This window comes from Rhizobium sp. NLR8a, assembly GCF_019685235.1.
Lineage (GTDB): Bacteria > Pseudomonadota > Alphaproteobacteria > Rhizobiales > Rhizobiaceae > Rhizobium.
In genome coordinates, this window is record NZ_JABDWI010000009.1 from 170,459 (window position 1) to 193,489 (window position 23,031).

The 23,031-nt window shown below is 62.7% G+C and carries 20 protein-coding genes and 1 pseudogene; 7 read left to right on the forward strand and 14 right to left on the reverse strand.

All coding sequences use genetic code 11. The annotated features are described in order from the left end of the window. Positions 1-334: 334 nt before the first annotated feature. Positions 335-1,834 carry a DegQ family serine endoprotease gene (locus tag HJC04_RS18680; protein ID WP_221146811.1) on the reverse strand — a complete coding sequence of 500 codons (1,500 nt, stop codon included), beginning with the start codon at positions 1,832-1,834 and terminating at the stop codon, positions 335-337. A gap of 563 nt (positions 1,835-2,397) precedes the next feature. Here HJC04_RS18680 and HJC04_RS18685 point away from each other — a divergent pair. Then, the gene (locus tag HJC04_RS18685) at positions 2,398-3,435 is read left to right on the forward strand and encodes a LacI family DNA-binding transcriptional regulator (RefSeq protein ID WP_221146812.1); all 1,038 of its coding nucleotides are present in this window, start codon (positions 2,398-2,400) and stop codon (positions 3,433-3,435) included. Positions 3,436-3,538: 103 nt separating this feature from the next. Then, positions 3,539-4,459, forward strand: coding sequence for a LysR family transcriptional regulator (locus HJC04_RS18690; RefSeq protein ID WP_221122623.1), 921 nt, complete (start codon positions 3,539-3,541; stop codon positions 4,457-4,459). 60 nt (positions 4,460-4,519) lie between these two features. Here HJC04_RS18690 and HJC04_RS18695 read toward each other — a convergent pair whose 3' ends face one another. Together HJC04_RS18695 and HJC04_RS18700 are read right to left on the reverse strand one after the other, a co-directional pair. Beyond that, entirely contained in the window at positions 4,520-5,473 is a 954-nt protein-coding gene (locus HJC04_RS18695; RefSeq protein WP_210628720.1) for an NmrA/HSCARG family protein, read from the reverse strand. A 208-nt stretch (positions 5,474-5,681) separates the two neighbouring features. Beyond that, positions 5,682-6,653, reverse strand: a complete 972-nt coding sequence (locus HJC04_RS18700) for a quinone oxidoreductase (protein WP_221146813.1) — start codon at positions 6,651-6,653, stop codon at positions 5,682-5,684. Positions 6,654-6,724: 71 nt separating this feature from the next. Here HJC04_RS18700 and HJC04_RS18705 point away from each other — a divergent pair, with 71 nt between their 5' ends. Beyond that, positions 6,725-7,591 (forward strand): LysR family transcriptional regulator, encoded by an 867-nt coding sequence (locus HJC04_RS18705; protein ID WP_221146886.1) that lies wholly within the window; start codon positions 6,725-6,727, stop codon positions 7,589-7,591. A gap of 30 nt (positions 7,592-7,621) precedes the next feature. On the opposite strand, the gene HJC04_RS18710 is transcribed toward HJC04_RS18705, so the two are convergent. The 4 genes and pseudogenes from HJC04_RS18710 to HJC04_RS18725 form a co-directional block, all read right to left on the reverse strand. Further along, positions 7,622-9,919, reverse strand: a complete 2,298-nt coding sequence (locus tag HJC04_RS18710) for a PBP1A family penicillin-binding protein (protein WP_221146814.1) — start codon at positions 9,917-9,919, stop codon at positions 7,622-7,624. 325 nt (positions 9,920-10,244) lie between these two features. After that, positions 10,245-10,685 (reverse strand): hypothetical protein, encoded by a 441-nt coding sequence (locus HJC04_RS18715; RefSeq protein ID WP_210631673.1) that lies wholly within the window; start codon positions 10,683-10,685, stop codon positions 10,245-10,247. A 291-nt stretch (positions 10,686-10,976) separates the two neighbouring features. After that, positions 10,977-11,357 carry a hypothetical protein gene (locus HJC04_RS18720; RefSeq protein ID WP_247241760.1) on the reverse strand — a complete coding sequence of 127 codons (381 nt, stop codon included), beginning with the start codon at positions 11,355-11,357 and terminating at the stop codon, positions 10,977-10,979. A 15-nt stretch (positions 11,358-11,372) separates the two neighbouring features. Then, positions 11,373-11,766 (reverse strand): annotated as a pseudogene (locus HJC04_RS18725) (sulfate adenylyltransferase subunit CysN); the annotation flags it as partial. Between the two features lie 114 nt (positions 11,767-11,880). Between HJC04_RS18725 and HJC04_RS18730 the strand changes: the two are divergent. Then, positions 11,881-12,855 (forward strand): sensor histidine kinase, encoded by a 975-nt coding sequence (locus HJC04_RS18730; RefSeq protein ID WP_221146815.1) that lies wholly within the window; start codon positions 11,881-11,883, stop codon positions 12,853-12,855. A gap of 6 nt (positions 12,856-12,861) precedes the next feature. Continuing rightward, entirely contained in the window at positions 12,862-13,239 is a 378-nt protein-coding gene (locus HJC04_RS18735) for a response regulator (protein ID WP_221146816.1), read from the forward strand. A gap of 113 nt (positions 13,240-13,352) precedes the next feature. On the opposite strand, the gene cysN is transcribed toward HJC04_RS18735, so the two are convergent. The 3 genes from cysN to HJC04_RS18750 all read right to left on the reverse strand — a co-directional run bounded on the left by cysN (position 13,353) and on the right by HJC04_RS18750 (position 16,676). Continuing rightward, a complete protein-coding gene (cysN, locus tag HJC04_RS18740; protein WP_210628714.1) occupies positions 13,353-14,849 on the reverse strand; it encodes a sulfate adenylyltransferase subunit CysN in 1,497 nt (498 codons plus the stop codon). 1 nt (position 14,850) lies between these two features. Further along, a complete protein-coding gene (gene cysD / locus HJC04_RS18745; protein WP_210628713.1) occupies positions 14,851-15,804 on the reverse strand; it encodes a sulfate adenylyltransferase subunit CysD in 954 nt (317 codons plus the stop codon). Positions 15,805-15,935: 131 nt separating this feature from the next. After that, complete coding sequence (locus HJC04_RS18750) at positions 15,936-16,676, reverse strand: phosphoadenylyl-sulfate reductase (protein WP_210628712.1); 741 nt, start codon at positions 16,674-16,676, stop codon at positions 15,936-15,938. Between the two features lie 214 nt (positions 16,677-16,890). Between HJC04_RS18750 and HJC04_RS18755 the strand changes: the two genes are divergently transcribed. Both HJC04_RS18755 and HJC04_RS18760 read left to right on the forward strand, forming a co-directional pair. Further along, positions 16,891-17,034 carry a hypothetical protein gene (locus HJC04_RS18755; RefSeq protein WP_221102613.1) on the forward strand — a complete coding sequence of 48 codons (144 nt, stop codon included), beginning with the start codon at positions 16,891-16,893 and terminating at the stop codon, positions 17,032-17,034. Between the two features lie 61 nt (positions 17,035-17,095). Beyond that, positions 17,096-17,542, forward strand: coding sequence for an Rrf2 family transcriptional regulator (locus HJC04_RS18760; protein WP_210628710.1), 447 nt, complete (start codon positions 17,096-17,098; stop codon positions 17,540-17,542). Here HJC04_RS18760 and HJC04_RS18765 read toward each other — a convergent pair whose 3' ends face one another. The 4 genes from HJC04_RS18765 to betI form a co-directional block, all read right to left on the reverse strand. Continuing rightward, on the reverse strand, positions 17,543-18,886 hold the full coding sequence (locus tag HJC04_RS18765; RefSeq protein WP_210631671.1) for a chloride channel protein: 1,344 nt from the start codon (positions 18,884-18,886) through the stop codon (positions 17,543-17,545). Between the two features lie 110 nt (positions 18,887-18,996). Continuing rightward, positions 18,997-20,649, reverse strand: coding sequence for a choline dehydrogenase (gene betA, locus HJC04_RS18770; RefSeq protein WP_221146817.1), 1,653 nt, complete (start codon positions 20,647-20,649; stop codon positions 18,997-18,999). Between the two features lie 219 nt (positions 20,650-20,868). Then, positions 20,869-22,332 (reverse strand): betaine-aldehyde dehydrogenase, encoded by a 1,464-nt coding sequence (betB, locus tag HJC04_RS18775; RefSeq protein ID WP_210628708.1) that lies wholly within the window; start codon positions 22,330-22,332, stop codon positions 20,869-20,871. 1 nt (position 22,333) lies between these two features. Continuing rightward, complete coding sequence (gene betI, locus HJC04_RS18780) at positions 22,334-22,966, reverse strand: transcriptional regulator BetI (RefSeq protein WP_210628707.1); 633 nt, start codon at positions 22,964-22,966, stop codon at positions 22,334-22,336. Positions 22,967-23,031 lie beyond the last annotated feature (65 nt).

Consider the following 23,031-nt stretch of genomic DNA (forward strand, 5'->3'; position numbering starts at 1 on the left):
ACCATTCCGGTGCGCCGTGCCGGAACAAATTAGCGATCATGAAAATACGATGTCACAGGGCGGGATGTATTCAAGTCGATGCTGATATTAAGGTAAGCCAGTAGGGTTAATTGGTAAAGCGGCAGTTGACTGGCCGTCGGCGGACCTGTCAGGTAATGGCGCAACACCTTGGTTCCGTGTCGCTTTTCGGAACGAAAAACCGGTGGTCTGTTGCTTTTTCGAGGGGAAATGCCGCCATTTACCAAATGCTGCGAGGGCCGGCGGCCGCAGCTCTGTGCCGCAGCCGGCAGCCGCAAATCGCGACGTCATTGCAGGCCTTGTGCCACGGCTGTCCTCAGGCGGCAAGTGGCACAGCAATGAAGGTCTTACTGCCGTCGCGTTCGACGAGCAGCAGCACGGATTTGCGGCCGGCCTTGCCGGCTTCGGCGATAGCGGCCTTGACGTCGCGGGCATTGTGCACCGGCCGGTCGTTGACCGCGACGATGACATCGCCCGACTGAATGCCGGCGGCAGCGGCCGATTTGTCCGGATTGACGCTGGCGACCAGCGCGCCGCTGACCGAGCGCGGCAGGTTGAGCTGCTGGCGCACATCGGGCGTCAGCCCGGCAAGGCCGATGCCGAGGCTCGGCTGGCCGGAGGCCTGGCCCTGCGCTTCCGGGCTTGCCGCCGAGGCCTGCTTCTGGCCGTCGGCATTGGCGCCGACGGTGACGTTGAGATCGATGGTCTTGCCGTCGCGCCAGACGCCGAGCGATTTCCGCGTGCCCGGCGAAAGATCGGCGACGAGGCGCGACAGGTCCTTCGGCGTCTTGACGGTCTCGCCGCCGACCGAGGTGACGATGTCGCCGGGCTTCAGGCCGGCATGGGCGGCCGGCGTATCGGCGGAGACGGCGGCCACCAGCGCGCCGCCGGTCTTGTCGAGGCCGACGGCATCGGCAACGTCTTTCGTCACCGGCTGGATCTGCACGCCGAGATAGCCGTGATTGATCGAACCGTCCTTCTCGAGCTTGGCGACGATCTCCTTGGCCTCGTCCGAGGGAATGGCGAAGCCGACGCCGACGCTGCCGCCGTTCGGCGAATAGATGGCGGTGTTGATGCCGACGACCTTGCCCTCACGATCGACGAGCGGACCGCCCGAATTGCCGTGGTTGATCGGCGCATCGATCTGGATGAAATCGTCATAGGGCCCGCTATGCAGGTCGCGGCCGCGGGCCGAGACGATGCCCGCCGTCACCGTGGTGCCGATGCCGAAGGGGTTGCCGATCGCCAGGATCTGGTCGCCGAGCTTCAGCCCGTCGGAATCACCCCAGGCGACGGTCTGCAGCGGCTTGCCCGCCTCGACCCTCAACACGGCCACATCGGATTTCGGATCGGTGCCGATCAGCTTGGCCGGAAGTTCCGTGCCGTCGTCGAGCGTCACCTTGATGTCGAGCGCATTGTCGATGACATGGTTGTTGGTGACGATCACGCCGTCGGCGCTGATGATGAAGCCGGAGCCGAGCGCCATCGCATGTTCCGAACCTCGATGCTGCGGCGCCGGGCGAGGCAGCGGAATGCCCTGATCCTCGAAGAACTGGCGGAACTGCTCGTCCATCGGCGATTGCTGATCGGCGCTGACATCCGTCGTCTTCATCGTCGTGGTGATGGTGACGACGGCAGGTTTGTCGGCGTCGACGACGGAAGCGAAGGAGCCGCTCGCGGCGAGAACGCCGCCCGTATCGGAAGGCGCGGCAAAGGCGTTGGACGAATTGACGGTGAAGGGGAGGCTGGCGGCGCCGGCGATGACGGCGGCCCCGACAAGCGCTGCGGCGTAATGTTTGCGGTGGATGCGTGACATGGGGAGGGTCCCTTGCGAGAGCGTTGGATTGCGATGGCGTCGTGGTTCCGTGTCTTGGACCTGGCGTCGGGTGAGGTCGCGCCAATTCCTCCGTTCGCCGGCGCCGATCGCCGGGGAGGCGACGATCGGGGAGGGGAAGAAGAATTCGCGCTCGGCATAAATATGAGCGCGGCAGATGGCTTTACAAATTAAATATTGATCATGTTTATGTTGCCGATTTGTAAGAAATTACATGCGTTTAATCTTCGCTGCCAAGGCTTGGCGTCAATCGCTGCTCCCGCCCGGATCACAAGGGTTTCTGACCTGCATCGCCTGGGCATTTGGCCAGGCAAAGGCCGCCTCCGCCGCAAGGATTAATGAGCTATTTCAGGGCGGTGCAGTGATCCGAGCGTCGCTTCAACGCCCATCGCAAAGCAAGCCATCTCGCGCTTTCCATCGAAAATCGTATCTCAGGAACCGGCTGTAAACATAAAAGTTAGTAGACTCTAAATTATTTCTTGGTCAGGAAGTAATGACCGGGGAATCGGCCGCGGGCGAGTCTCGTCGGCGGCATCTGAGGGGCGATGAAGAATTCGGTTGAGCGGAGACGGAAAGCCGGGCGCGGGATGCAGGTGAAGCTGAGCGATGTGGCGAAGAAGGTGGGCGTCAGCCCGATCACCATTTCGCGCGCCTTGCGCAATCCGGAAATCGTCTCGGAGGATCTGCGCGAGGAGATTCTGCGCACGGTCGAGGAGATGGGCTATATTCCCAATCTTGCCGCCCGGGCGCTGGCCGGCCGCCACAACGGCACCATCGGCGTCATCACGCCCGCCCTGCATCAGTACGGTTTCGCCGGCCTGATGATCGGTATCGAGGATCGCTTCCGCGGCACGGAGTTCACCGTGCAATATTCCAGCACGCTGCACCATGGCGAGGGCGAAGCCGGGCTGCTGAAATCCATCCTGACGCAGAAGCCGGCCGGCGTCATCATCGCCGGCGCCGAATCCTATCGCGATCTTCTGCCGCTGATGGCGAGCGCCGCCTGTCCCATCGCCCATATCACCGATCTCAGCCAGGAGCCGCAAAGGCTGGTCGTCGGCCTTGATCACCATGCGGCCGGCGCCGAGCCCACCCGCTTTCTGCTGTCGAGGGGCTATAGTCGGATCGCCTTCATCGGCCGCGGCGCCGATGTCCGCTCGCGCCGGCGCATCGAGGGTTATGAGGCGGTGATGCGGGAAGCCGGCCGGTTCGACGACGATCTCATCATCGGCGGGGATGCGCCGAGCCGCATCGGCCTTGGCAGAGAGCTGTTTTCCCGCCTGCTCGAGCGCGTGCCCGATGTCGATGCCGCCTTTGCCCAGAGCGACGAACTGGCCTTCGGCGTGCTGATCGAATGCAAGGCGCGCGGCATCCGCGTGCCGGAGGATGTCGGCATCTGCGGCTTCAACGATCTGGAATTTTCGCCCTTCATCGAGCCGTCGCTGACGACGGTGCATATCCCGCGCTACGACATCGGCAACCGCGTCGCCGACATGCTGCTGCGCGTCATCCACGACGAGCCGCCCGACGAAGACAGGGTCAATTGCGGCTTTTCGATCGTGCCGCGCGGTTCGACGCGATAATCTGGCACGTGCCGCCATAATGGAAGTGGAGTTGGACCTTGATGCCTGGGCACAGCAAGGATTATTCCGTATATGGAGCGGATGGCGATCACTGTGCTGAAAAATGGATAAGACGGAATTGTCCTTCGACAGGATGCGCACCTTTGTTCGGGTCGCCGAGCGCGGTAACCTGTCAATGGTCGCAAGGGAGCTCGGCGTCGGCCAATCCACCGTGACGCGGCACCTCAATGAACTCGAGGAGGCTGTCGGCGTGCCGCTTCTCAGCCGCACCACCCGTCGCGTCACCCTGACGGAGGAGGGCAGTCGCTATTATACCAACTGCCTGCAGATCTTGCGCCTGGTCGAACAGGCTGCCGAGGAAGCCAGAGATGCCCGTCAGGCTCCGGCGGGCGCTGTTCGGCTTTCCTGTACGGCAGCGCTCGGTGTGATGCATGTCACGCGAATGATCTTCGATTTCCAGGACAGGCATCCGGACATCCGCATCGACCTCAACTTGACGGACGAGCGCATCGACCTCGTTCGTGAAGGCGTTGACGTGGCGCTTCGCCTTGGACCTCTCGCCGACAGCTCAATGAAACTCCATGCGGTCGGGGAGAGCCAGCGGCTGCTGGTCGGCGCTCCGGCCTATTTGTCCGCCCGGGGACGGCCGGAGCGCCCGGCCGATCTGTCACGCTACGAAACCATCGTGATGTCGAACGTGGCAGGCAGCAATCAACTCCTTCTTTCCTCTCCCGATGGCGCCAGCCTGATCATCCCGGTCGGCGGTCGGTTGCGTGTCGATCATGGGCTTGCGGCGCGCGAGGCTCTTGCTGCCGGACGCGGCATCGGTCCGACACATCTCTGGCTGATTCAAGATCTTCTGGACGACGGCCAGCTCGAGGTGGTGCTTGGAGACTACAGGCCTTTGCCGGTTCCGGTGAGCTTGCTGATTGTTCCGGAGCGTGCAGCCATTGCCCGCGTTCGGCTCCTCGTCGACTTTCTTGCCGCGGAGATTGCCAAGCTGCCGGGAATCCGGCCGTCGTAAGTCTTTGCTTCAAACATGCCGTTGCCACGGAACCGCCGCCCCGCTTTTGCGAAACAGGCTTCAACCTCCGAAAGACCGCTTGTCGCCGCGCCATCCCGTCTTGCGCAGAAACTGCTCCCAGTTGAGCGTCTCGGGATTGAGCCGGCGGCTCCATTCGAGATCGTGTTCCTTGCCGAAATAGCCATATTCGACCGCATATTCGACCATCCCGAGAATCTCTCGAACGAGAAATTCGTTGGCGGCGAGTTCCGGAAAATAGCGGAGCAGGCCATCCCTGGTGAAAGCATCTCGATACTCGGCCTTGAGGCCGGTGACGCGCTGGAAGGTTTCGACCATCTCCCGCGGGGAGATGACATCGCCGACGATCGGCAGCGTTTTGCCGTTGTAGCGCTCGGGGTGCGAGAAGATCTCGAGGACAACGGGCCCGGTCGCCGTCAGCGGATCGACGAAGGGCGCGCTGAAATCTTCCGGAAGATAAATCGGCAAGAGCAGGGTGTCGCCTTCCATGCGCGGCGCATAATACTCGATGAGGTTTGTGTAGAAGAATGCCAGCATGACGAAGGAATGAGAGATCGGCAGGCCGCGTATGTAATCTGCAACGCGCGCCTTGTCGGTAAAATGCGGCGCATATTTCGTTCCACCGGTGATCTTGTCGACATTCTCCAGCGTGCTGAAAACAATGTGCCCGACGCCGGCCTCCACGGCCGCATCCGCCAGTTGCCGGCCGAGGGGAGCTTCGGTCGTCTCCGGCGGGGCGATCGGCGGCGTCATCAGAAACGCCCCATCCGCGCCCCTGAATGCCGCGACGAACTCCTTCTGAAGACCGAGTTCGAGGGGCACGGCGGCGATTTCAGCGCCGAGTTTCTCAAGACGCAAGGCTTCGGGCGAATCCTTTCTTCGGGTGAGCGCACGGACACGGAAACGTCGGCTTTCAAGAAGCGTGGCAACGACGCTGCGTCCCTGTTTGCTCGTTGCACCCGTGACTGCGATAAGTGGCTTGTTGTCTGTAGACATGTCTTCATCCTTTCCCGTCACTCGACGCGGCCGGACAGGCCGGCGTCTTTGCGAGGCAGGGGGGCGCGTGCCCCGTTGCCGATTGCCCACCTCGATGGCGGCACTCTACCGAAGCACGTTTTGTCGCTGTAGACGGGCGGAATGAATAAGATAATGCCATTTTTCGGATAGATCGCGGGGCGCATGCCGGCGTTCTTTCCCGAATGAATCACGGGATCAGCAGGATACTGCCCGCCGCGCGCCCGGATCCCATCTCTTCGTGCGCCGTCGCAACGTCGGCCAAACGGTATTCGGCACCGATCTGCGAAACGATGCCTGTTTCCATCGCCCCGATGGCAGCCAGAGCAGCCTCGCGATACTGTCCGACGTCAGCGCACCAGGCCATGATGCTCGGATGGCAGAGGGCCTTGCCCGGGCGAAGTTCCTCGACAGGCACCGGTGGAATGGCGCCGGCGGCCTGACCGATGGTGACAGCCATGCCGAATGGGCGGACGGAACGTATGCTCTTGAGAAGCGTCTCGCCGCCGATCCCGTCATAGGCGACGTCGACGCCGAGCCCGTTCGTCAGCCGCTTCACTTCAGCGACGATATCGGCGCCGCGTCCGACGATCAGATGATCGGCTCCACAGGATACGGCGAGGGCTGCTTTTTCGGAGGAGCCGACCGTGCCGATCACGGTGGCTTCGAGCGATTTGGCCCAGCGAACGAGGATGCTGCCGAGCCCGCCCGCGGCCGCATGGATCAGAACGTGGTTTCCGGCACGCACATTATAGATCTTCTTCAACAACATGTAGGCGGTCATGCCTTTGAGGAGCGAACTCGCCGCCGTTTTTGTCGAAACGGTATTCGGCAGCTTGATCGCCCTTTCAGCGGCAATGTTGCGCGCGGAACGATAGGCGCCGACCGGAGGCCCGGCATAGGCGACGCGATCACCTCTCTCGAACATTGAGACGTCCGGACCGACGGCCTCGACGATTCCAGCCGCTTCGGCGCCGATCACCGCGGGGTAGGACGGCAGCGGATAGATGCCTTTCCGGTGATAAATGTCGAGAAAGTTTGTTCCGATCGCCTCATGACGGATTCTGATCTCGCCATAGCCGGGACCGTCACACTGGTGCTGCTCGACATGGAACTGGGTGATCTCACCGGGGGTGTTCAGCCAAATGATCTGGTCAGTCATCGCTCGTGCTCTCCTTGTTTCGGACAAATTAAGCGATGGCGAAATGGGTGAAAATTCCCTATTGCTGCACAATGATTGGGAGAGATTTCACAAAACTCGATTGGGATGACCTTCGGCATTTCCTGGCGCTCGCGCAGTCGGGAACCTTGCTTGGCGCCGCAAGACAACTCGGCGTCGAACATGCCACTATCAGTCGGCGCGTTTCGTCGCTTGAAGCCGGTCTCGGACGTAAACTCGTGGACCGCCGCGGACGCCGCATCATCCTGACTTCGGACGGAGAGCAGGTCGCCAGGCACGCGGCTCTCGTCGCCGTCCAGACAGCGGCCATCGAGCAGCTTGGTCGCAGCAGCGCCACGGAATTGCGCGGCCATGTCAGGATCAGCGCACCTCCAGCGCTCTCAAGCATGCGGCTTGCAAAACCGATCGCAGCCGTCAGGCGAGACCATCCCGGCGTTGAGATCACGCTCGTCGGAGAAAAGCGGCTCGCCTCGCTCAACCGGCGGGAGGCGGATGTCGCCGTGCGAATGTCCCGTCCGGAGGACGGAGATTACGCGATCGCCAAGCTCGGCGAGACGAGCTTCCATCTCTACGCATCGAAGGCCTATCTCGAAACGGTTCCACCGTCGGACTGGACCTTCATCGGTTACGACGAAACCATGAATGCCTCACCGCAGCAGTTGCGGCTGCTCGAACTGGCCGCCGGCCGGCCGATCGCTGTGAGGTCGTCCGTTCTGGAGTTTCAGGCCGCAGCTGCAAGCCTTGGTGCAGGTGTCGTCATGCTCCCCGATTTCGCCGTCGCGGAGTCGAGCGGTCTTCAGCGCATCGTGACCGAACGGCCGTTGACGAGAGAGGTCTGGCTGGTGGTCCATGCTGATATCAAGGACGTTCCCTCCGTCCGCGTCGTCGTCGATGCGCTGAAAAACGCTCTGGGCAGGTAGTCCCCGCGGTTGAATCTCTGCCGAAACACATCACTTTTCGCAGAGCCGTCGGCCGCCGGAATAGGGCTGATAGGTACAATCGGACGGGCGAAAGGAGCGGTAGCTGCGCGAGCAGGCCGTGATGTTACAAGACTGCGGTGCGCCCTGACCATCGACGACTGCTTCGGTCGATCGCACGCCGTTCAGGCTCGGTTCGGTCGTCGCCTCGCGGATGAAGTCCCGCCAGATATGGGCCGGCAGGGCGCCGCCCGTCACCCCCTTCATCGGCGCATCATCATCATTGCCAACCCAGACGCCGACGACGAGGGCGTCCGTGAAGCCGACGAACCAGGCATCACGATTGTTCTGGCTGGTGCCGGTCTTGCCGGCCGCAAACGTGCCGGGGTCTGCTCCACGTCCGGTGCCGCGCTCGACCACCAACTGCAGCAGTCCGAGGAGATCGGACTGGTAAGGCGAAAGATCGACGCCCGGCTTGGATTGTGCGCCAACGCGAAAGGCCTTGGGCTGCCCTGCGGCTTGGAAGTCGATGATACCCCAGGGCTTGACGGGGGCCTTGCCGAGTTGGACGGACGCATAGGCGCTGGTGAGATTGAGCAGATTGACTTCGGAGGTACCGAGCGCCAAGGACGGCGTGTCGGCCAGTGGCGCATCAATGCCGAGTTCGCGCGCCGCGGCAATCACATTGTCCAGACCGACTTCTTGGGCAAGCGCCACCGACGCGGCATTGAGCGATCGCGCGAACGCCTCGGCGAGCGTCACCCACCCACTATAATTGCCGCCGGAATTTTCCGGCGACCAGCCGTCGATTTCGATTGGCGCGTCCAGAATCTGGTCAGACAAGGTGAGCCCAGCCTTCAATGCTGCGTAGTAGACGAATAGCTTGAAGGTGGAGCCCGGCTGGCGCATCGCAGTGACGGCGCGATTGAACTGGCTTGCCTTGTAGTCACGCCCGCCGACCATGGCGACGACCGCGCCGTCCGGCGTCATCGCAACCAACGCGGCCTGCGATGCTCCCACGGTTTTTCCTTCACCGTCCAAGGACCTCTTCACGATCCTTTCGGCGATCTGTTGCAACTGCGGCACCAGCGTGGTGCGCACTGTCGTCGACCCTGGCGAGGAGCCGGCGATTTCGCTCGCCTGCGGCGAAATCCAGTCGGCAAACCAGCTTCCCGAGCGCGGCGTCGGCGTCGTTGGGTGCAGCTTGGCAAAGCTCCCCTTGGCCTCCGCCGCCTCCTGCGCGGTGATCTTGCCATTGGCCGTCATCGCGTCGAGAACGACCATGGTGCGCTGCCGGGCGCCTTCGAAATTGTCGATCGGGTTCCATTGGCTGGGCGCCCGCAGCAACCCCGCCAGCATCGCCGACTCCGGCAGGTCAAGGTCGCCGATATCCTTGTTGAAATAGATCCGCGCGGCGGCTGGCATGCCGGTGGCGCCGGCGCCAAGATAGACGCTGTTGAGATAGCGCGTCAGGATTTCCCGCTTGCCGAGCTTCCACTCCAGCCAGAATGCGATGACGACTTCCTGTATCTTTCGTTTTATCGTTCGATCGCTGTCGAGATATTGGAGCTTGATGAGTTGCTGGGTGATCGTGCTGCCACCCTCCACCACCGAGCCAGCCTCCAGGTTGCGCAGAAACGCCCTGCCGATGCCCCTGGGATCGACGCCGAAATGGTCCATGAACCGGCGGTCCTCGATCGACAGGACGGCATCGATCAGACGGGGTGGAAACTGGTCGTATCGGGCATATGGTCCTTGATAAGGCCCCTGTCTCACCAATGGCGCGCCGTCGGCGGTTTCCAGCACCACGACCGGCTTCAAGGTTCCATCCCGGATTTCGCTCCAGGGCACGTCTTTCAGTGCCCACACCAGCACACTGGTTACGAGGAGGCAGACAAGCAACGCCGACCCCATAGCGAATTTCCACCAGCCCGCCAGAAGCGGCCGGCGATGGCTGTTTTCAACCGGATTGGCACGTCGATTGCGAATTCGGCGCCGGGCTTTGGCTAGAGCAGCGGTCATCCACATGATTGGCGCTGATGCGGCTACCAGGCCCATCGACCTCCTCAGCTTCCGCCTCAAAACCGAAGCGGCCGTCCTGCTCTTCGCCAACGCAGAACTTGCCTGCAAATCGTGACGCAGCGCACGGAATAGATTGCTCGCGGCCCGTCTGGTTTGGCCGAAGGATCCACGGGGCGGTTGCTGAGCGTCGACTTCAGTGCTCACCGGTGAATCCGAGGCAGCCGTTTGCGCCGCCGGATCTGCTGTCTGATTGCGACCCGAGCTCGTGCTGCTAACGCTTTCACCTGAGGAATCGGGAGAATTGGGCATCGGTTACCGCTAGAAGGCTAATGCAGCATGTTCTTTATAGCGGGGTGATGGTGCGTGTTCCACCGCAAAAGGGCCAACACTTCCAGACCCCCCTGAGCGCCACCCGGGCGGTGGGCGTCGATCCCGTGGAGCAGGTGCTTCTCTGGAGCGGTTCAGCTTTTCACGGAAGCGCAGAACCGCTCTAACCTTATGGATTCACGCAATTTCCGGCAAAAGCGCTTCTCGCTTTGCCTGGAATTGTTCTGGCCGCGTCAGGCCGACGCAGTCTTGTGCCTGGCCGATAATGGAAGGCCGCTTCCAGCGAAGACGAACGGAGCGGTGGCCCTTACTTTACCGTGATGGCGATACCGCTGAGATCGGCGTTGACTTGCAGGCCTACCTGCTTGCCCGAGAGTTCGAGTTGGGCGCCCTTGTCATTGGTCATGACGATCACCTGGGCCCCTTTGCCGACCGCGCCGCCGCCACCCGCCGCACCGTAGACCCCCGTCACATCTTGAGCGCGGCGGATATGGCGAACGGTACCATGAAAATTGGTCTTAGAAGCCCCGAAGGCGAGGCCGCCCGAGATGCCGCCGACAGAGATGGGATAGCGGCGACCATGGAAGGTCAGTGTGCCTTCGCCTCCGGAACCACCCACAAAGAAGGCAGCCTTGTAGACTGAGAAACTGATCGTACCGCTGTCGGCATGCGCGGAGCCGGCAAAGATGATTCCTGCTGCAGCGATAACCGCAACCGCGACTGAACGAATTCTGGATGAAAACTTCATGATGCAAGTCTCCTCAAAATCGAGGCTTACCCAGCCAGGAGGGCGTGTCAGCGTCATGCCAAAGTCACAGCTGAAACAGTCTCGCCTGTCATTGGTTCCCAAGCACGCGGCCAGAATCCGACTGGGAGAAAGCTGCCATAAAACGAAGCCGATGGCAAACCTGGTCTCGGTGGGAGTGGGAGCGGACCGTCATGCACAATGAGGGCGCAGGACAGTCGCTGCGCCTTCAAAATCGATCTACCGAACGGACTGAGTCTAATCGCAATTCGCGCTGAGTGACCGTTTGTCTCCTCAGCGGGGCTTCACGTTGGCGTGCTCGTTGGCGGCCTCCGTGTCAGTGGCCGGCGTCTGGGTGTCGTGTCCGGTGAACGGACTTCCCTGGCCGGGCGCCAATGTACCACTGTGACTGGCTCTGTTGGTCGTAAATGCGTGCGTCGTGGAAGCTGCCGTGCTGCCGGACTTCAATCCATGCTGTTCCGCCTGGAAAAGGTGGTCGTCCGCCTGGGCAACGCCGCAGGTGGAAATCAGCAAGAACGCCGCGGTAATCAAGGGATGGATATTCATCGCAAGAACTCCTTCGTTTTCTGCCCTGGACGACAACACCCTGGCCACCGCCGATATTCGCGGATTTTTCATCACATCCTCGTGAGCCACCGCCTGAAGAGCAATCACATCGCTTCCAAGGGCACCCGTCACCATGCCGCCGGCGACCGTGTTTTCTGCTCGTAAGGATCGAAGATCGCCGCTTCGCAGAAGGCAAGGCGCACCTTGCCGATCGCATTCATGCAGAGCCGCCGGGCGGGGTTCCAGGTGCCGGTCTTCGGTTCGAGCTGGCTCAACGGATGCAGCTGAACGCGCGGTGCGAACCGCTCTTCAGCCGTCGATCGAGACGATCATGTCGCCGCGCGCCCATGTCGACCTGGCTGTCGAGCACCAGTGTGATCGCGTCGCTGGCAACCGCGGCGTTGCGCACCAGATCGAAGGTGACGATCTTGGAGACGTTGGCGACCATGCCCGACCGCCGGATCATGACGCTGTCGCCGGGCTTGACCGAGCCGCCGCCTGTCGGACATTGCCAGCCATGCAGAAAAGATTACTTTAGATGCAGGGGCTTTACCTGTTGACCGGAAGATCCCGGCTGTGGGGCTTCCATAGTGTCGAATCGTTAGCGTGCTGCAAGGAGGGGCCGGCACCTATGTTGCTGGAAGATTTGTATCGCCTGATGAAGACCGGGCATGTTCAGGCCCAGGGCATTGTCGACACGATGACCCAACCCGTTGTCGTGCTGGATCAGAATTTCTGTGTGACGACCGCAAACAATGCGTTCATCAAGGCTTTCGAAGTCGCGCGGGACGACATCCTCTCCCAGAACTTCTTCGGGCTTGGCAACGGGCAGTGGGATATTCCGGAACTTCGGCGGCTCATATCCTCGGTCATCCCACGGGCGGCCGCCGTCATCGGCTATGAAGTGAAGCATGATTTCCCGACAATCGGCCAACGTACCTTTCTTGTCGACGCCCGTCGCCTCGTTCACCCCGATGATAACAGTCCCAACATTCTGGTGATCTTCGATGACGTGACGGAGCGCCAGCGCCACGATGCCGAGATGGACTTCGTCGTCGCCGAGATGCGGCACCGGCTGAAGAACCTCTCGGCCATCGTTCAGTCGATCGTGAACAACACCAGGACCGAAGATCCGGCTGTGGCAAGCTTCAAGGAAGCGCTGCTTGGGAGGCTGAATACCACCTTTCAAGCTCAGGAAATTGCCGCTGGCGGGGCGGTAGATTTCGAAGCATTGTTGAGAGGCGCGGTCGGCACGATGGTCTCGGAACGGCTCGAATGCTCTGGACCTTCCGTGGAAATTCGAGGTTCAAATATTCTTGCGGTCAGCATGATCTTGCACGAACTCGGCACCAACGCGTTGAAACACGGAGCTGTCTCGGTGCCCGGCGGAAAGATACGGGTGACGTGGGAATTGGAAGTCGGGCCGCGGGATCGGACGCTGCTCGTATGCCGGTGGCGCGAGGAAGCCGGGCCGCCTATTCATGAGCCTGTACGCAAGGGCTATGGGACCGAACTGATCGAAGGCCTCGCCGCCCATATGGGTGGAAGCGTGGAACTCAACTATCCTCCCAGTGGTTTTACTGCGACAATCAAAATCCCGATGTGAGGTCATGTGAGCGAAATTGTCGACACGAGGGCAGGCGCGACCAAGGTCCTCGTCGTCGAGGACGAGTTCTTCATCGCCGATGAACTCCGACGCAAACTGACCGCTGCCGGGCTGCGGGTGCTTGGCCCGGTATCATCGAACGAGCACGCTCTCGATCTTTTGGAGCAGGAGCGACCGGACGTCGCCGTGCTTGACGTTCATCTCGGCGGGGCAAGAGCGACCCCGGTAGCCGCGAAGCTACGGCAGTTGAATATTCCGTTCGTCCTCGCGACAGCAAGTCCTGCCCATGAACTTGCATCCCCGGTCCTCGCGGACGCGGTCATCCTGGAAAAGCCAACTGATTTCGGTCTTCTCATCGAAACCGTCCGCAGGGTGGTCAAGTGACGGTTCACAGGACCGCCCGCTCTCGGCGTCGTCTGCGTCGGGAATCCGCCACCCCGCAATGGACGGATCCGGGCTTGGATAAGAGGCCGGTCTGGTCGGCCCCTTGATCCCGATCAGATATCGCTGGCGGCGCTCGACCACAGCTCGGCCGCCTCGGCCGCCGTCATCCGGCGCACCTCTGCCTCGTGGCTGCGGCTGGCGAAGAGTTCGCTGGCCATGATCTGCTCGGCAAGATCGGCCGGCAGCGAGAGGATGACGCGGGCATCGCCATTGTGCAGGCCGCCGAGTTCGGTGCGCTTGCCCGTCACCATGCCGCCGGCGACCGTGTTGTTGGTCTCCGGATCGATCAGGATGAAGGAGCCGGACTGCCGGTTCTGTTCGTAAGGGTCGAAGATCGCCGCCTCGTCGAAGGCGAGGCGCACCTTGCCGATCGCGTTCATGTAGAGCCGCTGGGCGGGGTTCCAGGTGCCGGTCTTCAGTTCGAGCTGGCTCAAGGGCTGCACCTGGACGCGCTGGCGGCGCGAACCGCTCTTCAGCCAGTAGCGCTTGCCGGGCTCGATGCCCTCGGGCTGCAGGGCGACGATCTGCGCATCGAAGGCAAGGCCGACCTGCGGCTGGGCGTCGATCGAGACGATCATGTCGCCGCGCGCGACGTCGACCTGGCGGTCAAGCACCAGCGTGATCGCGTCGCCGGCAACGGCGGCGTTGCGCACGAGATCGAAGGTGACGATCTTGGAGACGTTGGCGACCATGCCCGACGGCAGGATCATGACGCTGTCGCCCGGTTTGACCGAGCCGCCGCCAACCGTGCCCTGATAGCCGCGGAAGCTTTCGCCCGGACGCGACACACGCTGCACCGACAGGCGGAAGCCGACGGTCTGCGACGAGCGCACGGTGGCAAGCTCCAGCGTCTCCACCAGCGTCGGGCCAGTGTACCAGGGCATGGCGCCCTGGCCGGAATAGACGACGTTCTCGCCCTTCAGCGCCGACATCGGAATGGCGGTGATCTGCTTGACGCCGAGCGACAGGGCGAATTCGCGGAATTCGTGGCTGATCTTCTCGAAGCCGGCGCGGTCATAGCCCGTCAGGTCGATCTTGTTGACGGCAAGCACGAACTGCCTGATGCCGAGCAGCGAGGCGATCGTAGCGTGGCGGCGCGTCTGTTCGAGGATGCCGAGACGGGCGTCGACGAGCAGGATGGCGAGATCGGCCGTCGAGGCGCCGGTCGCCATGTTGCGGGTATATTGCTCGTGACCGGGCGTGTCAGCGACGATGAAGGAGCGCTTGTCGGTCGAGAAATAGCGATAGGCGACATCGATGGTGATGCCCTGCTCGCGTTCGGCCTGCAGGCCGTCGAGCAAGAGCGCGAAGTCGGGCAGGCCGAGGTCGTTCTGCTTGCCGGTGGAATCGCGCTGCAGCGTGGCGGCCTGGTCTTCCTTGACGGCCTTGGTGTCCCACAGCAGGCGGCCGATCAGGGTCGACTTGCCGTCATCGACACTGCCGCAGGTAATCAGGCGCAGCGGGCGCGAGTCGCGTTGAGCCTTCTGCGGCTCGGCGGCGGGCAGGCTGGCGACGGTTGCGGCCGAGACGGCGGTTTGGACTGCGGTCATCTCAGAAATATCCTTCACGCTTCTTCTTTTCCATGGAGCCGGACTGGTCGCGGTCGATGGCGCGGCCCTGGCGTTCGGACACCGTTGCGATTTCGAGTTCGGCAATCACCTCTTCCAGCGTGGTCGCCTCAGAGCGGATGGCGCCGGTCAGCGGGAAGTCGCCGAGCGTGCGGAAGCGGATCATGCCCTCCTGGCGCACTTCGCCGGGCAGCAGTTCCAGGCGCGGATCCTCGGCCAGGATCATCATGCCGTCGCGCTCCACGAACTTGCGTTTGCGGGCGTAGTAGAGCGGCACGAGCGGAATGTCCTCGGCCTGGATGTAGCGCCAGATATCGACCTCGGTCCAGTTCGACAGCGGGAAGGCGCGCACGCTCTCGCCCTTGCGGATCATGCCGTTATAGATGTTCCAGAGCTCCGGCCGCTGGTTGCGCGGATCCCAGCGGTGATCCGGCGTGCGGAAGGAATAGATGCGTTCCTTGGCGCGGCTTGCCTCCTCGTCGCGCCGGGCGCCGCCGAAAGCGGCGTCGAACTGGCCGGCATCGAGCGCCTGGCGCAGGCTTTCGGTCTTCATGATGTCGGTGAAGGCCGCCGAGCCATGGGTGAAGGGCGTGATGTTTTCGGCCGCGCCGCGTGGGTTGATGTGCTCGATGAGATCGAGATCGTACTTCTTCGCCGTCTCGTCTCGGAAGGCGATCATCTCGCGGAACTTCCAGCCGGTGTTCACATGCAGGAGCGGGAAGGGCACGCGGCCGGGATAGAAGGCCTTGCGCGCCAGGTGCAGCAGCACCGAGGAATCCTTGCCGATCGAATAGAGCATCACGGGACGCTCGAATTCGGCCGCGACCTCACGAAAGATGTGGATGGATTCGTTTTCCAGCGCCTTCAGATGCGGGTCGAGCGGCGCCTTGGCGCTCTGCGGATTGCTGAGTTCCGTATCCGGACGGCTATCGGGCATGTCTTACTCCAGACTGTCGGTCCTTGCGGCTGCCCGCAAGCTTTTGTCGATTGTGGCTCTCCCCGGGGAAGCTCGCTTCCCCCAAGGCTGCGGCGACCGCCGCGCCCTGATCCGGTAAGCTGGGAAGGTGATTATTGTGCGACGATCGCTGAGGCCTCTTCGGCGACATGCAGGCCGCATTCGCGTGTCTCGTCCTGCTCCCACCACCAGCGGCCGGCGCGTTCCGGCTCGCCGGGCTTGATCGCCCTTGTGCAGGGCTCGCAGCCGATCGAGGGGTAGCCGCGGGCATGCAGCGGATTGACCGGCACGCCGTTTTCGGAAACGAAGGCCTTGATCGCCTCGATGTCCCAGTCGGCGAGCGGATTGACCTTCAGCAGGTGCCGTTCGGCGTCATATTCGGCAAAGGGCGTTTCGGCGCGGTTGGCCGACTGGCCGCGCCGCAGGCCGGTGATCCAGATCGTCGCCCCTTCGAGCGCACGCGCAAGCGGCTTCAGCTTGCGCACGCCGCAACAGGCATGCCTGGCTTCGACGCTCTCGTAGAAACCATTGAGGCCGTATTGCGCGGCATAGGCGTCGATATCGGCCTTCTCGGGCGAAAAGCGCTGGATATGGATGTCGTACTGGGCTTCCGTTTCGTCGATCAGCGCCAGCGTCTCGGCAAACAGGCGGCCGGTTTCCAGCGTCGCGATGTCGATCGGCAGGCGGTGCGTGCCGATTTCGGCGGTGATCACCTGGTCTTCGATGCCGAGCGAGGTGGTGAACACCACGCGGCCGCCAAGGCCTGCCACCAGCGACAGACGTCCGGCGAGGTCGAGGCCTGCCAGCTTGTCGTTCAGCGCCTCGGCTTCTGCATTCGGATTGATAACAGTCATGAGAATCCTGTCCTTAGTTGACCGGAGTATCGCAGTTCAAGCCTGGATCGGACAGAAAAAGGGATTTCGAAAGCTGCGGCCACAGGAGCAAATATCTCTCCGAAGCTGCCGCAATGCAGAAAAGCAGCCGCCCGCGGGGAAAAACCCGCGCCGACAGCCTCAATGTCTATAAAATTAGTAGGCTTACACGCAGCCTGTCAATCGGAAATCTGAAGTGATGCTGAAAATGGTGCGGAAGGCGCTGATTTGGCGTAGTTTGCAAGGGCTTGGCCAGCGTGAAGAACAAGGCCAAAAATACTTGTCCCTCAAGGCTTTCAGCCGGCGCGTTCAAATTCCGTTCATGCTGGTTGTGCCATAGAGGCGAATATACGTGTGAAGCGGCGCGAAAATGCGCGCCGCCTGTGTGTCGACGGTCTGAGATGATTACGCAAAAGGCGAAATATGCGCTGCGGGCGCTGACGGTTCTGGCGGATGCCGATGCCGACGAACCGGTGATGATTTCCGACATCGCGGCGCAGCAGAAGATCCCGAAGAAATTCCTCGAACAGATCCTGCTCGATCTCAAACATCACGGCATCGTCGTCAGCCGCCGCGGCAAGCAGGGCGGTTATCTCCTGCTCAAGCCCGCCCACACCATCACTTTCGGCGAAATCCTGCGCATCATCGATGGCCCGATCGCACCCTTGCCGTGCCTGTCGATCACCGCCTACCGCAAATGTGACGATTGCGACGGCGAACAGACGTGCGAAATCCGCCACGTCTTCGCCAAGGTCGCCGACGCCACCCGCAAGGTGCTGTTCTCGACGACCATCGCCGATGCCGTCGGCCCGGGGCATGGCGCCGAAGTCACCCGCCTGCTCGCCTGATCAGCTCTCAGCCGTTTCCCTGGCGCGCCGGGCCCGGATCGCCGCGGCGATGAAGACGCGCGACAGGCCGTGATAGAGCGGCTCGCGCGACAGGATCCGCGAGGTGATGTAGCCGATCATCGATACCGCCATAATCGGAATGATGGCCTGATGGTCGCCGGTCATTTCGAGGATGATGACAAAGGCGGTCATCGGCGCCTGCACCACGCCGGAGAAATATCCCGCCATCCCGAGAATGGCCGCAAGCGCGATGCTGCTGCCCATAATCTGGCCGATGGTGCTGCCGAAGCCGGCGCCGACGGAGAGCGACGGCGCGAAGATGCCGCCCGGAATGCCCGACATCATCGACAGAAAGCCGGCAAGAAGTTTTTCCAGGAAGAACAGCAGGGGCAGGGGATTGCCCTCGACGGCGCCTTTCGCCTGGTCGTAGCCCGTTCCGAAGGTCATGCCGCCCGAGAGGATGCCGATCGCCGCGACGGCAAGGCCGCAGGCTGCTGCCAGCGTTACCATCCGCCGCAGCGGCTGCGGATGCGCCCACCTGCGAACGTGCTGACCGAGATGGAGCGCAAGCCCGCTGAAAGCCGCACCCAGTGCGCCGCCGCCGATGCCGCAGACCAGCACCAGTTCCCAGTCGCGCACCGAGGCGGGCGCGACCGCGGTGGAGCCGAAATAATTGTAGCTGCCGGCAAGTCCGAGCGCTGCAAGGCCCGAAAGGATGACGGCCGTCAGCACCAGGCCGTTCGCACGGGACTCATAGGTCCGGCTCATTTCCTCGATGGCGAAGACGATGCCGGCGAGCGGTGTGTTGAAGGCCGCGGCGATGCCGGCCGCAGAGCCGGCGAGGATCAGGCCGCGCGCCTGCGCCATGCCGCCGAAGCGGGCGACGGCCAGCATGATCGATGCGCCCACCTGCACGGTCGGTCCCTCGCGGCCGATCGACGCGCCGCTCGCGAGCCCCAGCACGGTCAGCAGGATCTTGCCGAAGACGAGCCGCAGCGACAGCAGCCGCGCGCGGTCCTCCGGATCACGCAAATGCCGCGCGGCAATCGCCTGCGGAATGCCGCTGCCCTGCGCGTTCGGGAAGAATGTAGCGGCGAGATAGGCCGACAGCATGAAGCCGAGCGGGGTGATGAGAAGCGGCAGCAGAAAGCTCCATTGCCCCGAGGCGATCACGCCGGCAAAGCCGCGCTGCGCCAGATCGGCCAGCCTGGCGAAGCCGACGCTGATGATGCCGATCGCAAAGGCGCCGAACCAGAAGATCAGCCGCGGACGCCAGAGGGAGAAGGAGCCCCACAGGACACGCGATCTGCGAAGAAGTCTGGACTTGCGATGGAACACGGGCAGCCGAGGAACATTGGAGATGAGCTCTTCCTAAACCGGTTTGCAGGGAAGGGGCCACCTCTTTCTTCCGAAAATTGCTACTGTGATTGCGGCCTGACAGCTTTCGCCACTCATCACCGATCGCTGACCGCCGCCCTCGGATTGACCCAGGGCTCCTGGTTCGAGCGCGCCAGCGGCTGCTTGCCGAGGATGTGGTCGGCGGCCTTCTCGCCGGTCATGATCGAGGGGCCGTTCAGGTTGCCGTAGGTGACGTGCGGGAAGATCGAGCTGTCGGCGACGCGCAGTCCATCGACGCCGATCACCCGCGTCTGCGGATCGACCACCGCCATCGGATCGTCCTTGGCGCCCATCTTGCAGGTCCCGCAGGGGTGATAGGCGCTTTCCAGATGTTCGCGCAGGAAGGCGTCGATCTCTTCGTCGCTTTGTACGCCTTCACCCGGCTGGATCTCCGGGCCGCGATAGGCGTCGAAGGCCGCCTGCCCGAAGATCTCGCGGGTCAGTCGCACGCAGTGGCGGAATTTCTCCCAATCCTCGGGATGGCTCATATAGTTGAAGCGCAGCACCGGCTCGGCCTTGGGGTCGGGCGAGCGCAGCGTCACGTTGCCGCGCGATTTCGACAGGTTGTAGCCGACATGCACCTGGAAACCGTGGCTTTTCGCCGCCGCCTTGCCGTCATAGCTGATCGCCACCGGCAGGAAATGATATTGAATGTCCGGCTGCTTCAGCCCGGGTGCCGAGCGCAGGAAGGCGCAGGCTTCGAACTGGTTGGAAGCGCCGAGCCCGCCCTTCGACAAGAGCCATTGCGCGCCCGCCACCCCCTGCCAGAACCAGGGCAGCCAGGAATAGAGCGACACCGGCTTGGTGCTGACCTGCTGGAAATAGAATTCCATATGGTCCTGCAGGTTGGCGCCGACACCAGGGCGGTCGGCCTTCACCTCGATGCCCACTTCCTTCAGATGCTCGCCCGGGCCGATGCCGGACAGCATCAGGAGCTTCGGCGAATTGAAAGAGGAGGCCGAGACGATCACCTCGCGGTTCGCCTTCACCACCTCTGTCCTGCCGCCGCGTTCGATTTCGACGCCGGTCGCGCGCCCGTTCTCGATGACGATCCGGCGCGCCATACCGTAGACGATCCCGACATTGTCGCGCTTCAGCGCCGGTTTCAGATAGGCATTGGCGGCAGACCAGCGGCGCCCGGCAAAGATGGTCTGCTCCATCAGTCCGAAGCCTTCCTGCTTGCTGCCGTTGTAATCCTCGGTCGTCTCGAAGCCCGCCTGCTTGCCGGCCTCGACGAAGGCCCGGAACAGCGGATTGGTGAAGCCGCCGCGCTGCACATGCAGCGGCCCGTTGGTGCCGCGCCAGCCCTCTTCGCCGCCATGCGAATGTTCCATCCGCTTGAAATAGGGGAGAACGTCGGCATAGGCCCAGCCGCTAGCACCGAGCTCTTCCCAGCGGTTGAAGTCCTCGGCATGGCCGCGCACATAGACCATGCCGTTGATCGATGACGAGCCGCCGATCACCTTGCCGCGCGGCGCCGTGATGCGGCGGTTGTTGAGGTTCGGCTCCGGCTCGGAGAGATAGCCCCAATTATAGCGCTTCATGCTCATCGGCCAGGCAAGCGCTGCCGGCATCTGAATGAACGGCCCGAAATCGCTGCCGCCCGCCTCGATGACGAGGACGCTGTTCTTGCCGTCTTCGGAGAGGCGATAGGCCAGCGCCGAGCCGGCCGAGCCGGAGCCGATGATGACGAAATCTGCTTGTTGCATCTTCTTGTTTTCCTTGAGCTGCCGTGATCTGGCTGCTTCTTGTTTTCTCAGAGCCGGCCCCTCATCCGCCTGCCGGCACCTTCTCCCCGTAAACGGGGCGAAGGGGATATGCCGCACTGGCTTCCCCTATCTTCGACGTTGCTTTGGGCACGTCGCCTCTCCCCGCGTGCGGGGAGAGGGTTAGGTGAGGGGCAAGGGCAAGGGCGTGGACAGATGTCTTCAATAAGGCGCCGCCACCGGCCCCATGCCGACGTAAACCGTCTTCAGCTCGGAATAATGCTCCAGCGCCGCCAGCGAATTCTCGCGGCCGAAGCCCGATTGTTTCGAGCCGCCGAAGGGGATCTCGACCGGGCAGAGATTATAGGTGTTGATCCACAGCGTGCCGGCCTCCAGCCGGTCGACGACGCGGTGGGCGCGGGTGAGGTCGGCGGTGAAGACGCCGCCGGAGAGGCCGAATTCGCTGGCATTGGCGCGGCCGATCACCTCGTCCTCATCGTCGAAATCGAGCACCGACATGACAGGCCCGAAGATCTCCTCGCGGGCGATCGTCATGTCGTCGGTGACATCGGCAAAGACCGTCGGCTGCACGTAATAACCTTCGCCCGAGACATTGTTCGGAATGCCGCCGCCGGCAATCAGGCTTGCGCCTTCGGCCTTGCCCTTTTCGATATAGGCGATCACTTTCTCGCGCTGCGCCCAGGAAACCATCGGGCCGATCTGCGTCGCCTCATCCATCGGGTCGCCGATCATCATCGCCTCGGTGCGCGCCTTCAGCCGCTTCAGGAACTCCGTCTTGATCCCCTTCTGCACGAAGACGCGGGTGCCGTTCGAGCAGACCTGGCCGGTCGAATAGAAATTGCCGAGCATGGCGCCGCCGACCGCCGAGTCGAGATCGGCGTCGTCGAAAACGATGAGCGGCGACTTGCCGCCGAGTTCCATGGTCACATGCTTGAGGCTGCCGGCCGCAGCCGCTGCCACCCGGCGCCCTGTTGGCACCGATCCGGTCAGCGACACCTTGGCGACGTCGGTATGGTTGACGAGCAGCGGCCCGGTCTCGCGGTCGCCTTGGATGACGTTGAAGAGCCCCTTCGGCAGCCCCGCCTCGTGCAGGATCTCGGCGATCTTCAGGGCGCCGAGCGGCGTGTTTTCCGACGGCTTGAATACCATGGCATTGCCTGAGATCAGCGCCGGGGCCGCTTTCCAGCAGGCGATCTGCTGCGGATAGTTCCAGGCGCCGATGCCGACGCAGACGCCGAGGGGGACACGCTTGGTATAGGCAAAATCCTGGCCGAGCGGGATATGAGAGCCGTTGAGCCCGGCCGGCGCGACGCCGCCGAAGAATTCGAAGGCGTCTGCGCCCGACGTCGGGTCGGCGACGATCGTCTCCTGGATCGGCTTGCCGGTATCGAGCGTTTCCAGTTCAGAAAGCTCGCGGTTGCGCTCGCGCATGATCTCGGCGGCGCGCTTCAGGATGCGGCCACGCGCCATCGGGCTCATTGCCGCCCATTCCGGCTGGGCGCGTTTGGCCGCCGCGATAGCCTGTTCGACGATCGCAGGCGTTGCCGCATGCAGCCGGGCGATCACCTCGCCGGTGGCAGGATAAAGGCTCTCGATGACAGTGCCATCGCTATCCTCGACATATTCGCCATCGATGAAGTGCGAGGCTTTTGGCTGGGCTTTCATGTCATTTGTCCTTGGATGGTGCGAGGTAGTTTTTCCTTCCCCCGTTAAAAGGGGAGGCGCTGGCCAGAAGGGCGTTTACATAATCCTCCGTCAGCGCGATCGAGGCTTCGATGCCGATCGGCGCCGATTTCAGACTTTGCCTGATATAGAGCCCGTCGATCATCGCCGCAGCGCCCTCGGCGATGCGTTCTGCGGCGTCGGCTGGCAGCAGCGCCTTGAGATCGGCGAGCAGGTTGGAGCGCAGCCTGCGGGCATAGATCACCAGGAAGCGGCGCGTCTCCTCCGAACGCTGCGCTTCGGCGTAAAAGGCAAGCCAGGCGGCAATTGTATCGGGCGCGAACTGGTCGGCATGGAAGCTGACGCGGATGACGGCCGAAAGCCGCTCACGCGGCGTGCGCGCCTCCTTCAGCGCCGCCACCGTATCGCGGCGCAGCTGCCGCAGCAGCGAGCGGATCGTCTCGATCAGCAATTGCTCCTTGCTGCCGAAATAATGATGGGCAAGCGCCGGCGAGACGCCGGCCTGGCGGGCGATATCGGACATGGTCACGGCGAGCGAGCCGTGATCGCCGATCACCCGCAGCGCCGCATCGACAAGCGCCTTGCGGCGCACCGGCTCCATCCCGACCTTGGGCACGCCCGCTACCTCCTGAAAACGAGGCCCATCTTATTTTTGATTGACTGATCAATCAACAAAAATCT